Origin of the sequence: Streptomyces sp. NPDC048002 (assembly GCF_040653275.1) — a bacterium.
Taxonomy (GTDB): domain Bacteria; phylum Actinomycetota; class Actinomycetes; order Streptomycetales; family Streptomycetaceae; genus Streptomyces.
In genome coordinates this window covers 99,674-111,910 of the sequence record NZ_JBEZNL010000026.1, presented here as the reverse complement: position 1 = coordinate 111,910, position 12,237 = coordinate 99,674, and the positions used below count along the sequence as shown (strand labels likewise).

Sequence of the window (12,237 nt, the reverse complement as noted above, 5' to 3'; positions counted from 1 at the left end):
GCCCCGGCCGCCGCGGCACCGCCACCGCCCTCGGGACCGGCGGCTCCTCCCCCGGCACCGCCCGCCCCGGTCACCGGACCGCCGCAGCCGAGCGGCGACGAGCTCGACTACGCGGCCCTGGCCCTCAGCGGCCCCGAGGAGGCCAGGAACCGCAGGGGCCGCCTCTTCCCGGGCAGGGCCCACGACCCGGTGGCGGTCGAGTACCGCCGCCGCGCCGAGGCGGTGGCCTCGCTGCCGCTGCCCGGACACGCCGTGCGACCCCGCGTGTCGGCGGGCTCCTTCGACCACCGCTACGACGCCGACGCCCGCGCGGACATCCCCTCGGACGGCGTCTGGCACACGGTCACCATCGGTGAGATCCCGGTCGGTCTGCGCACCGAGTACCTGTGCGTCCCGTCCGTGGAGGAGCGGGTGTACGGCACGCTCGTCCTGTCCAACGCCACCGACCAGGCGCTCCTGGCGGGCCCGGTGGAGGTCACCGTCGACGACGACTTCCTGCTGACGGCCGCCCTGCCCACCCTCGCGCCGGGCGGCGTGCGCCGGATGGGGCTCGGACCGGCGGAGGGCATCCGGGTCACCCGGCGCACCCACCTCAACGAGTCCACCGCGGGCCTGCGCAACAACGTCACGGTGCTGGAGCACACCGTCCAGGTGGAGGTCGCCAACCGGCTCGCCCGGCCGGTCTCCGTCGAGGTGCGCGAACAGGTGCCGGTCAGCACCGATCCGGACGTCCGGATCGAGGAACGCGCCGACTGGGCCCGTCCCGACGACCTGGGACCCGATCGGCACGCGGCCGGCACCCGCCTGTGGCGGGTCGACCTGCCGCCCAGCGGCACCGTCGCCCTGCGCGGCGGCCACGAGATCCGTATCCCGGCCGCGAAGGCCCTGGTCGGCGGCAACCGCAGGAGCTGAGGCACACCATGTCCACGGATTCCGAACTGATCCCCGCACCCGTCACCGCCGTCACCTGCCTGGAGGACCGCGCCCAGGTCGAGCGGACCGTCGACCTCGACCTGCGCCCCGGCACGCAGCGGCTGCGCCTCGGCCCGGTCAGCGCGCTGGCGGTCGACCGCACCCTCCACGCCGAAGTCGACGGCGACCGGGCCCGCGTCCTCGACGCCCGCATCGTCCGGGCCTGGACCCCGCATGGTCCGCAGCCCACCGCCGACGACTCCGACCTGCGCCGGCGCGCGCACGCCCTGGAGGGGGAGCGGTTCACGCTGGAGCAGCGGGCCGACCGGCTGCGCGCCCGCCTGGACCTCCTCGCCCGGCTCGCCACGGATCTGCTGCGCGAGGTCGGCGAGGGAGCCGGCTCGGGCGAGTCGGACACGGCCCGCTGGGCCGAGGAACTCGACCGCGTGGACTCCGAACGCGACGAGCACAGTGAGCGGTTGCGGCAGGTACAGGCCCGGCTGACGGCGCTCGACGGCGAGTTGCGGGAGACCGCGCACGCCCTCGTCCTGTCCGAGCAGCGGCCCGCCGAGCTGCTCGGCCACATCGAGGTGACCCTGCGCTCCACCGGCGACGGGCCCGCCCGGCTGCGGCTGAGCCACCTCGTGCCCTGCGCGCTGTGGCGCCCCGCCTACCGGGCCGTGCTCGACGGGGACACGGTGACGCTGGAGACCGACGCCATGGTCTGGCAGCGCACCGGCGAGGACTGGTCCGACGTGCGTCTGACCCTGTCGACGGCCCGCTCCGCCCTCGCCAACGAGCCGCCGCGGCTCACGGAGGACCGGCTGACGCTCACCGACCGCTCCCCCGCCGAGCGGCGCACCGTCGAGGTCGAGGTACGCGAGGAGGACATCGCCGAGCTGGGCCCCGCCCCGGTGCTCGGCCTGCCCGGAGTGGACGACGGCGGGGAGACCAGGGTGCTGCGGTCCCCCGCACCCGTCTCCGTGCCCTCCGACGGCCGCGCCCACCGGGTGCCGCTGTCCTCCTTCGTGACCCCCGCGAGCGGCGAGTACGCCTGCTCGCCCGAGCTGTCCGAACTGGTCACCCAGGTGGTGCGGTTCGACAACGCGTCGGGGCACGCGCTGCTGGCCGGGCCCGTGGACCTGGTGCGCGGCAGCGGGTTCGGCGGCCGCGGCGCGCTGGACTTCACCGCTCCCGGCGCGCCGGTCGAACTCGCCTTCGGCAGCCACGACGACTACCGCGTGGTGCGGGAGACGGAGGAGTCCCGCGAGACCGGCGGCATGACCCAGCGGACCACGGTCACCCGCACGGTGCGGCTGCACCTGTCGCGGTTCTCCGCGCCGCGGACGGAGGGCGAGCGGACGGTCGTTCTGCGGGAGCGGATCCCGGTCTCCGAGGTCTCGGCGGTGGAGGTACGGCTGCGCAAGGAGGCCTGTTCGCCCGCCCCGGACGCGCTGGACGACGAGGGCATCGCCCGCTGGGACGTCGCCCTGCCGCCCGGCGGCCGTCGCACGGTGACCCTGGTGTACGAGCTGTCCGCGAGCGGCAAGGTCAGCGGCCTCTGACCCGGGCGCGCACACCCTCGTGGGACGGAGTCGGGGGTGTGCGCGTCGGCAGGCGGGGCAGTCGGTGGTGCAGAGCCAAAAGGCCCTGTCCACCCACGACACTTGGAGTCCGAGATGGTCATCGGCATTGTCATCGTCGCCTGCGTGGTCCTGGCCGTGCTGGCGTTCTTCCTGCCCCGTCTGTCCCGTCACCCGCAGAACGGCGCCCAGCGCGGCCTCGGCGCGGGGTCCCGTGCCGGTTCGAAGGCGCCCGGGATACTCGGCCGGCTGCTGAGCAAGCCGTTCAGCTCCAGCTCGCGGGCGATGGGCCGCAGCGGGGGCGCCGGTCGGCGGGCCCGTGGCCGGATGCCGTTCTGAGCCGGGGCCTCGTGCGCCTCAGCGCAGGTACAGCGTGGCCGTCGTCGTGAACCGGAGGCGTCCGCCGAGGACTTCGTGGCCTTTGAGCCGGGGTGGCTGTCCGTCCGCGGCGAGCGTGACGGACAGCCACGGCAGTGCGTGCAGTGGGGTCAGGTCCGGGGTGGAGTGCTCGGGCACCGGTCCCAGGACCACCCTCTTCAGTGCCGGGAAGGTCGTGGTGAGGCCGGCGAGGTCGGCGTCGCCGTCCAGCCCCGGCAGGGTGAGTGCGGTGATGCCGCCCAGCGGGGGAAGCCCGGCGAACTCCGTTCCGGGATCACGCACCTGGAGCTGAAGCGCAGTCAACTTCGGCGAGTGGGCGCGTTGTTCGAAGAGTCCGGTAGCAGCCTAGGGCAACACCGTGGTCCGCCCGGCGCGCTCCTCGGCGAGTTCCGCCGCCGCACGGGCGGCGGCCTCGGCGCAGTGGGCCGAGTCCCAGGCGCGGGCGGTGCGTTCGGCGAGGGCGTAGTGCTCGGCGGCCTCCCCGGGTTCGCCGAGGAGGCGGTGGAGGTCGGCCAGCGCGTGCGCCAGTGGGCGGGTGGCGTAGGCGGCGCCCGCGGTGCCGCCGAACTGTTTCCGCAGCGGGTGCAGATGTCCGACGAGCAGTCGGGCGGCCTCGGTGTCCCGCTGGAGGACGGCGAGCCGGGAGCGGAAGTCGAGTTCGACGCCGTAGAGGTGGTCGGTGACGGGTTCCGGCGGCAGTTCGACGGCCCGTGCCTCGTCGTGGCGGCCGAGCAGGGCGAGGATGAGCGCCATCAGCACGCCGACGGGGGCGCCGACGCGTTCGTGGACGGCGCGCATCATCGGCTCGATCTCGGCGGCGCGCCGCTGGGTGAGCCGGATGGTGGCCACGGCCAGGGTCCGCAGCCCCTGCGCCTGATGGGTGCCGACGCGTTGCAGCAGCACGTCGGCCTCGGCGTAACGGGTCTCGGCCTCTTCGAAGCGCCCCGACACGGCCGCCAGCATCGCGGTGGTCGCGGTGTTGAGACCCTGCGCCCACACCATGCGGTAGCGGCCCGCGAGGACCTGCCCCTCCGCGGTGTGACGGCGCACGGCGGCCGGGTCGTTGCGTACGGCGGCGCTCTGGGCGCCGAGGTGCTCGGCGGCCCAGCGGTAGGCGGGGAGGTCGTGGGCGCGGGCGAGTTCGCGCAACTCGGTGACCAGAGGCGTCCGCCGCGGGGCCCGCGTCTCGTGCGGGAGGAGCTTGGCCGAGGTCATCAGGGCTGCCGCCAGCAACCGGGGGTCGCCGCCCTCGCGGGCCAGCAGCAGTTGGGTGCGGGCCGCGTGGGCGGCGCGGCGCGGATCGGTCGCGGCGACCGCGTCCGCGAGGGCCTGGAGCACTCCGGCACGCGTGGCGTCGTCCAGGGTGGTGTCGCGGGCGAGTTCGTCGATGCGGCGCAGGACGGCGGGGTCGTCGGCGGCGGCCAGCCTGCTGGGCCACGGGCAGGGTTCGGTCCAGGCGCCGTAGACGGTGGCGACCAGGTCACCGCGGCCGGCGCGTTCGGCCAGTTCGACGGCGCGTTGCCGGGTGCGGCGGGCCGCGTCCGTCGACCCGGCCCGTACCTGCGCGCCGAGCAGCCGGACGAGCAGGGCGACCGTCTCCTCCGGCCGGTCGGCAGCCGCCTGTGGTCCGGCCGCGGCGGAGTGCACGTCGATGGCCTGCTCGATGAGGGCGACCGCGACCTCGTGGGCGTAGCGGCGCTCGGCGGCCCGGGCGGCGCGCAGGGCGTAGTCGACGGCGAGGGGGGCGTTCGCGGCGGTGCCCGAGCGGGCGAAGTGGTGGGCGAGCGCCGCCGGGTCCTCGGGCTGACGGCGGCGCAGGACGTCGGCGATACGGCCGTGCAGGAGCGCCCGCCTGACGCCGGGCAGGTCCGTGTACACGGTGTCGCGGACCAGGGCGTGCTCGAAGGCGACCCGGCCGGGTCGCGGCGCGGTGAGCAGGTGCGCGGACAGCGCCGCGTCCAGTCCGTCGAGTATCTCGCTCCCGTCGGTCCCGGCCGCCTCCGCGAGGACGCCTACCTCGGCCTCGATTCCGGCGACGGCGGCGATGCGCAGGGCGGTCCTGGCGGATTCGGGCAGCAGGGCGAGGCGGCGGCGCAGGACGTCCCGTACGCCGTGCGGGACCTCCGAGGTGGCGGCGAGGGCGCCTTCACCGGCCAGCAGGCGGGCGCTCTCCAGGACGTAGAAGGGGTTGCCGCCGGTGCGCCGGGCCAGCGCGCTGACCGTTTGGGCGTCCACGGTGTCGCCGCAGACCGCCTGCACGACCGTGGCCACGTCCCGCTCGGGCAGGCCGCCCAGCGCGATGCGGTGCGGGACGCGCGGAGCGAGGTGGGCGAGGGTCTTCAGGAGGTGTTCGCCGACTTCGGCGGGCCGGTACGTGCCCATGGTCAGCAGTGGCACTCCGGTGACGGCGGCGGCCGTCTCCAGCAGCGCCAGCGTCTCGCTGTCGGCGCGGTGCAGGTCCTCGACCACCACGGCCAGCGGGGCGGCCGAAGCCGCGGCGCGCAGCCACTCGGCGGCCGCCCGGTGCATCCGGAACCGACCGGTGACGGCGTCGTCGGAGGGTGCCGCGGCGGCGGAGCCGTCGGGGTCGGTCAGCAGGGCCGCCAGTTCGTCGGGACGCTCCGGCGGTCGCTCGCGGGCCAGTTCGCCGAGCAGTTGGGTCCATGCCCAGGCGGGCGGCGCACCGTCGAACTCGGGGCAGCGGCCGACGAGGACGGTCCAGCCGGAGGAGCGCAGGCGGCCGGCGAGGTGGGCGACGAACGCGGACTTCCCCGCGCCGGGTTCCCCGGTGACGACCAGCGTGGCTCCCCTGTCCCGGGCCGCCTGCGCCACGGCGTCGGCGGTGCGGAGTTCGGTGGCCCTGCCGACGAAGAGGTCGCGCCACGGGGGCCGCTCGCCGACGAACGGGTCCGTGACGGGGGCGGGTTGCGGGACGGCGGCGGGTTCCGGGTCGGTGGCGGGTTCCGGGTCGGTGGGCGGGTGCGGCGGAGTGGGTCGGTCGGGCGGAGTGGGCCGGTCGGGCGTACGTGCCCCGGGCAGTTCGCCTCCAGGGGCGGGGCCTGCCGGGACGGCGAGCGCGGAGTTCAGCACCTCGTGGCGCCGCGTCAGTATCGCGTGTTCCAGAACGGCCAGGGCCGGGCCCGGTTCGCAGCCGAGTTCGTCACGCAGCAGCCGCGCGGCCCGGCGCAGGGTGGCCAGGGCGTGTGCCTGGCGGCCGCAGGCCCACTGGGCGAGGGCCAGCAGCCGCCAGCCCTCCTCCCGCAAGGGGTGCTCCGCGGTGAGGAGTTCGGCGTCCGCGGCGGCCCGCGCGGCGCGCTGGGTGCGCAGATCGGCCGCGACGGCCAACTCGCGGGCCTGGGCGTGCAGTTCCGTCAGCCGGGCCGCCTCGGGGCCGGCCCAGTCGGTGTCCGCGTGCTCCGCGAACGCCGGGCCCCGCCAGCAGCGCAACGCCTCCGCCAGCAGACCCCGTTCGTCCTCCGGAGCGGCACCCCGGGCACGGCCCACCAGCGTCTCGAACCGCCAGGCGTCCACGGCGTCCGGGTCCAGCCGCAGCGCGTACCCGGGCGGCGCGGTGACCAGCACGGTCGCGGGGCTGCGCGGCGGCCGTCCGGGCTCCAGCACCCGGCGCAGGTTCGAGACGTAGGCGTACAGCGACGCCGACGCCTTCGCCGGGGGCGTCGTCACCCACAGGCCGTCCATGACCCGGTCGACGGGAACGACCCGGCCGCGGGCGGCGACCAGGAGGGCGAGCACGGCACGCTGTTGCGGCGGCCCGAGTTCGACGGTCCTGCCGTCGAACTCGGCGCTCAGCGACCCCAGGACTCGAATACGCAGCACGGCGAGGGAATCTACCCCTTGCGCGGTGACGGTCCGTGAACAGACGCTAAACGCCGACGCCGACGGCTTCCGCACCCGCCCGGCCACAGGCTCCAAGTCGACGCCAAGACACGGGAGACAGGGTGTGGGGCGGGGAGTACGCCACTCCCCTTGTCGTCGTCACCGCAGTTGGAGCAAGTACGCGTGTCTGCCAGCCGTATCACCGAACCGTCAGCATCCTCCCAGCGGCCCCACACCCATGAGATGGTCGTGGTGCACCGTGTCTTCCGCCGCGAGTCGGCGCTCCTGCCCCGTCTGGTCCGTGCCGTGCCCGACGGCGGTGCCGAGCGGGCCCGGTTCGTCGCCGGGCACCTGCGGCAGTACGTGGCCGGACTGCATCATCACCACAGCCTGGAGGACGAGTTGCTGTGGCCGCGGCTCCGGGACCGCGCCGCGCACGACGAGGCCCTGGTCGCGCGGATGGAGGAGCAGCACCAGCGGATCGACGGGACCCTGTCGGCCGCGGCGCAGTGGCTGCCGGAGTGGGAGCGGGCCGCGGATCCGATCGCCGGGGAGGAACTGGCCCTGGCCCTGGAGGCACACCGGGTCGCTCTCCTCGAACACCTCGACGCCGAGGAGGAGTTGCTGCTTCCGCTCGTAGCCGAGCATGTCACCGTCGCCGAGTGGGACCTCCTCGGCCGGCGGGGCCTGGAGGGCATCCCCAGAAGCCAGATGCTGGTGGCGCTCGGTGCCATCCTGGAGGACGCCACACCCGAGGAGCGGCAGTACTTCCTGAGCAGGACCCCGCTGCTGGGCCGGCTGCTGTGGAGGACGCTCGGGCGGCGCCAGTACGCCTCCGCCTGCCGCGCCCTCCGTGGCCCGCTGGACGGGGAGTAGAGCCATGACCGTACTGTCGACGGCCCCAGTGGGCGTCCTGGACGCCTACCGCACCTGCGAGTTCGTCACACTCGCCCGCAACGGCACACCCCTGGCCTGGCCCACCGCCGCGCGCCGGAACGAGGACGGGACGCTCCTCGTGACCACGTCCCTCGCCTTCGCCCAGAAGGCGCTGAACGTGCGCCGGGACGGCCGGGTCGCCCTGCTCTTCTCCGACCCCACCGGGAGCGGACTGTCCGAGGCACCGCAGATCTTCGTCGGCGGCCGCGCCACCTGTCCCGACGAGATCATGGCGGGGCCGGAGGGCGCCGAGGACTACTGGCGGACGCTCTTCGAGCGGCAGCCGCACAGCCGGGCCTACCTGTCCCGTCCCATGCGTCCGCTGATGAGCTGGTACTACCTGCGGTTGCTGATCACCGTCACGCCGGAGCAGGTGATCGTCCGGCCTCCGCTGCGACCGCGTCCCGCATCCCCGGCGGGTACCGGCGGACCGCTCGGCGCGGCGCAGCTCGCCCGGTTCGCCTCGGCCGTCCTGGCCGCCCGCGACCCGGAGGGGGCCCCTGTGCTCGCGAGGACGTCCACGGCGGCGGTGGACGGCGGTTTCGCCGTCGAGGTGCCCGGGGACTGCGCGGCGACACCGGGTCCGGCCTCACTGCTGGTGCACCGGCACGACGAACTCCTCAACCACATGCACAACGCGCTGGTCCAGGGGGAACTGCGCCGGAACGGGGACGGTTGGCTGCTGGTGCCGGCGAAGGTGGTGGAGCCGATGGGGTCGGGCCGCCCCAGTGACGCGGTCAAGGTGCTGCGCCGGACCAGGCGTGCGACGGACCGCTACCTGGAGCGGCGCGGACTGGAACGACCGCGGGTGGAGTGGAACCGGTTCAGGGAGCTGGCCTCGGCCGCGCGGCGCTGAGTCGTCGGCCCGCGTCGCCCCGGCTGAGGTCCGGGGGGCCGGGGCCGGAGGGACGGGGCCGGAGGGCCGGGGCCGGAGGGACGGGGGCCCTGTGCCTGGGGGCCGGGGGCCGTAATCGGCGGTCCTTCTCGTCCGCCGCCCCGAGGATGCCGAGGATCGCCAGCACGACGAGGACCAGCAGGAGCAGCAGGGCCACGGCGCCCGGAGTGGGGTAGTTCCACAGGAGGAGGATGAGCCCACCGGCGCCGATGACGACGCCGGTGGTGAGCGGCCGGTGCGTGCGCAGCCAGGGCCCGACGGGCCCGGTCGTCATCCCGGCCCGGGCGAGGGCGCGTCCCGCGCTTTCGGTGCCGCGGGACGCGGCCGAGCGCGTGGCGACCGCGCCGCGGCCCGGTCCGCACAGGTATCCGGCGATCGCGACGATCAGGGCCGTCACCAGTGCGGTGAGAGCGGCCTGCCGGAGGAATCTGACCAGGGTGTCGTAGGCGGCCGCCGCGGCCTGCTGCGCCTCCGCGCCGGTGACCGCGTTGAGGCAGATCTGGCGTGCGACGGTGAGGGCGATCAGGAGCCCGCACATCATGACGCCCGCGCCGATGGCACCGGCCACCAGTGCGATTCTGCGGTTCGGTGCCGCCCAGACGCCCAGTCCGCCGAGCACGACCAGCGTCAGGGGCAGCCAGGGGCCGAGGGCGCTGAGCCAGCGGGCACCGGCCTGCGCCTCGCTGAGGTTCTCGTTGCGGACGAGCACGATCGACTTGTCGGCGCCGGGAATGCTGTCCGCCGGGACGAGCGTCGTACCGATCAGCTGTTTCTGCAGTTGATCGATGACCGCGCCGACGTTCAGGGTGATGGTGTCGCCCTTGACCGCGAGTGCTCCGTTCCCGTCCCCGGTGAGGATGTTCGTCGCCGCGTTGTGCGCGCCGCGGTTGATGCTGTCCCAGGCCTGGGCGAAGGCCGCGCTCGTCACCACCTTCTCGACCCCGAGGCGGATGCCCGCCGTCAGTCCGTCCTTGAGCTGTTCGTCCCACTCGCGGGCCGCCTTGACGAGGAAGTCGGGCGCGTCGCGGTCGTCCAGGGTGTCGGCGAGCGCGTCGGTGATCGCGCGCACGTCGATCTCCTTGACGAGGCTCTCGGTGACCCGGTCGGTCAGCAGGTTCTGCACGGCGGGGTCCCGCGCGAGCGGGGAGACGGTCTGCACATAGCGGTCGACATCGTTGACCTGCGAGTTCACCCAGGTGGCGATGACGCTGACGGGTGTCAGCAGTACGGCGAGCACAAGGAGAAGGGAGGCCGCGCAGAGGCGCAGCCAACGGTGTCGCGCGAGCCCTTCGGGGCCTGAGGCAGCGGCCGGGTCCACCGCGGGCCTCCCTGCGCCGGTGTCCCTCATCAGCCCTTGAAGGTGTCTTTGGCCCTCTCCTTCTCGCCACGCAACCTGCCCCGAGTCTCAAGGGCGGCGCCCTTCGCCGCGAGGGTCTCCTTGTGCACCGCGTGAGCCGCCTTGCGCACGGTCTTGCCGACCACCTGCTCGGCCTTTGCCTTGACTTTCTCGGCACCGCTCATCTGCCCACCTCCGCCAGGTCACCAGCCGAGTCCCCGTGAGCCACTGGCTGAAAACCTACCCTCACCAGTCACATATGTGAATCTACGCCGGGGTGGGCTCTTCCGCTCACTTCAGGGACGCCAGCAGGCCCAGTTCCGGGGCGAGGGCGCCGGGCTGGCCGAGGGCGCGGAAGTCGGCCTCGACCTCCCCCAGGGTGAGGGCGCCGGCGCGTACGGCGTGGTAGCGGACGAGCGACCACACGAAGACGTCGAGGTTGTCGAACCGGGTGTGGGCCTCGATGACTTCCTCCTCGTGGAACCACACCGCGACCCGGCCGTCGGCGAGGACCACGTAGTAGTTGCCGCCGCCGTCGGCGCCGATGGACCAGACGTCGTCGTCCGAGAGCTCCGTCGCGTAGTCGGAGTCGAGGATCCGGCAGTCGTTGGCGGCGAAGTCGAAGCCGTAGCACCAGTCGTGGATGTCGAGGGCCTCGGGCACGGCTCCCGAGCGGACCCGCCGGTCGAAGGCGGCCAGCGCGGTCGCGGAGGCCTTCGGCAGCCGGGCGAGGAACGGGTCGACCGGGCGGGTCGACTCGGGTATCCCGGTGCCCGGTTCGCCGGCGAACCAGCGGGACAGATCGGCGTCCAGGTCCCGTTCGACGTACCCGGCCAGTTGGTCAAGGGTCAGCGGCATGCGGTGAGGCTAGCGGAGGGGCGGGCGGCGGGAGACCGCGGGCCGCCCCTCCCCGCTCAGCGCTCCGGGTCCGGCTGCGGATCGGCCGGGGTAGGTGCGGGCGGACCGAAGAGCACCGCCCGGGCGACGGGCGCCGCGAACAGGGCGCCGACCGGCTCGGAGAGGGTCAGCACCGCGCGGAAGGCTCGGCCGACCACGGGGTCGCCCGGGGCGCGTTCCTGAACCCGCCCCAGGTACCAGCCGGCGGCCCGGTCGGCGAGGGCTCCGGCGACCGCGTTGCCCGTCGCGCCGGGCATCGCGCGGTCCGCTCCGGCGGAGATGTCCCACGCCTGCCGCGAGGCCGTGAGGAGCGCCCGTTGCACGCGCCGCGTGGAGGGCACCCGGCGCCGGTCGGTCAGGCTGTCGCGCAGGGCGAGCGCGTTCATCGCGGCCACCGCCATGCCCTGCCCGTAGATCGGGTTGAACGTGCACAGCGCGTCCCCGGTGGCCAGGAACCCGGCCGGGGCGGCGCCCGGAAGGTCGTAGCGGCGGCGGACGTTGCCGGTCCGGCGGAAGCCGAACGGGGCCGAGAGCGGTTCGGCCTCCTGGAGCCAGCGGTGCAGCAGGGGGTGCGGCAGTCGCTTGAGGTACTGCTCGAACTCGGCCTCCGCCGTGGGCGGTTCGTCACCTCGCAGCCCGGAGACGATCACCAGGTGGCTGCCGTCCTCCAGGGGCAGCGCTCCCCCGGCGTGGACCTGGTCGGGGTTCGGATAGACGTAGTACCCGGCCGTGTCGGTGCCGAGGACGCCGGCCGGGCCGCGGTACACGCGGGAGGCGTAGGCGAGGCCGGTGTCGATGGTCTCCTCGTGCGGGGGCGGCGCCCCGATGCCGGTCAGCCACTGCGGGGCCTTGGTGCCGCCGCCGGAGGCGTCGACGACGAGGTCCGCCTCCAGTTCCCGTTCCTTCCCGCGCCCCTCCGCGGACCGGTCCCGCAGCAGCACCCCGCGCACCCGCCGGGCGTCGCCGAGCAGCCCGACGACATCGGTGCCCTCGACCGTCTCGATCGCCGGGTCGGCGAGGACCCGCCGCCGCACCAGGCCCTCCAACTGGGCACGGGAGCCGGTGAAGATGTGCGTCGTCGCGGGCAGCCGCCGGAACCAGCGGCCGTTCTGCCAGAGCACCAGGTCGGAGGGCATGCCCACCCGGGGCGCCCCGGCCGCCGCCAACTCCTCGGTGAATCCGGGGAGCAGCGCTTCCAACGCCTTCTGGCCGCCCTGGAGGAGCACGTGCGGATGGCGCCCCTGCGGCACTCCCGGACGCGGCTCCTCGTCCTTCGGAAGCCGGTCCCGCTCCACCACGGTCACCCGGTCGGCGAACCCGGCCAGTACATGGGCCGCGAGCATCCCCGCCAGCCCTCCACCCACGACCACCGCGTGCCGACCGCCGCCACCACGACGTGTCGTCTCCCCCGCCCGGTTCACCCCGGTCACTCCCTCAGTCTGCGTCTCACCGCACCGATCACA

At 74.6% G+C, this 12,237-nt stretch carries 11 protein-coding genes; 5 read left to right on the top strand and 6 right to left on the bottom strand.

What is annotated here, in order from left to right; genetic code table 11:
• The 3 genes from AB0E07_RS27535 to AB0E07_RS27525 form a co-directional block, all read left to right on the top strand.
• On the top strand, positions 1-912 hold a 912-nt coding region (locus tag AB0E07_RS27535), incomplete at its 5' end, for a DUF4139 domain-containing protein (RefSeq protein WP_362257657.1).
• An 8-nt stretch (positions 913-920) separates the two neighbouring features.
• Positions 921-2,477 (top strand): mucoidy inhibitor MuiA family protein, encoded by a 1,557-nt coding sequence (locus AB0E07_RS27530; RefSeq protein WP_362257654.1) that lies wholly within the window; start codon positions 921-923, stop codon positions 2,475-2,477.
• Between the two features lie 114 nt (positions 2,478-2,591).
• Positions 2,592-2,834: a DUF6411 family protein gene (locus AB0E07_RS27525; protein WP_362257651.1), complete on the top strand. Its 243-nt coding sequence runs from the start codon at positions 2,592-2,594 to the stop codon at positions 2,832-2,834.
• Positions 2,835-2,852: 18 nt separating this feature from the next.
• Here AB0E07_RS27525 and AB0E07_RS27520 read toward each other — a convergent pair whose 3' ends face one another.
• A complete protein-coding gene (locus AB0E07_RS27520; RefSeq protein WP_362257648.1) occupies positions 2,853-3,176 on the bottom strand; it encodes a hypothetical protein in 324 nt (107 codons plus the stop codon).
• Positions 3,177-3,218: 42 nt separating this feature from the next.
• Positions 3,219-6,710, bottom strand: a complete 3,492-nt coding sequence (locus tag AB0E07_RS27515; RefSeq protein ID WP_362257646.1) for a BTAD domain-containing putative transcriptional regulator — start codon at positions 6,708-6,710, stop codon at positions 3,219-3,221.
• A gap of 183 nt (positions 6,711-6,893) precedes the next feature.
• On the opposite strand from AB0E07_RS27515, the gene AB0E07_RS27510 reads away from it, so the two are divergent.
• Positions 6,894-7,586, top strand: a complete 693-nt coding sequence (locus AB0E07_RS27510; protein WP_362257644.1) for a hemerythrin domain-containing protein — start codon at positions 6,894-6,896, stop codon at positions 7,584-7,586.
• A 4-nt stretch (positions 7,587-7,590) separates the two neighbouring features.
• Positions 7,591-8,502 carry a pyridoxamine 5'-phosphate oxidase family protein gene (locus AB0E07_RS27505; RefSeq protein ID WP_362257641.1) on the top strand — a complete coding sequence of 304 codons (912 nt, stop codon included), beginning with the start codon at positions 7,591-7,593 and terminating at the stop codon, positions 8,500-8,502.
• Here AB0E07_RS27505 and AB0E07_RS27500 read toward each other — a convergent pair.
• The 4 genes from AB0E07_RS27500 to AB0E07_RS27485 form a co-directional block, all read right to left on the bottom strand.
• On the bottom strand, positions 8,471-9,859 hold the full coding sequence (locus AB0E07_RS27500; protein ID WP_362257638.1) for a hypothetical protein: 1,389 nt from the start codon (positions 9,857-9,859) through the stop codon (positions 8,471-8,473). The genes AB0E07_RS27505 and AB0E07_RS27500 overlap by 32 nt on opposite strands.
• Positions 9,860-9,888: 29 nt before the next feature.
• The gene (locus tag AB0E07_RS27495; protein ID WP_362257635.1) at positions 9,889-10,062 is read right to left on the bottom strand and encodes a hypothetical protein; all 174 of its coding nucleotides are present in this window, start codon (positions 10,060-10,062) and stop codon (positions 9,889-9,891) included.
• Between the two features lie 106 nt (positions 10,063-10,168).
• Positions 10,169-10,735, bottom strand: coding sequence for a hypothetical protein (locus AB0E07_RS27490; RefSeq protein WP_362257632.1), 567 nt, complete (start codon positions 10,733-10,735; stop codon positions 10,169-10,171).
• Between the two features lie 56 nt (positions 10,736-10,791).
• The gene (locus tag AB0E07_RS27485; RefSeq protein WP_362257668.1) at positions 10,792-12,138 is read right to left on the bottom strand and encodes an FAD-dependent monooxygenase; all 1,347 of its coding nucleotides are present in this window, start codon (positions 12,136-12,138) and stop codon (positions 10,792-10,794) included.
• Positions 12,139-12,237: the final 99 nt, after the last annotated feature.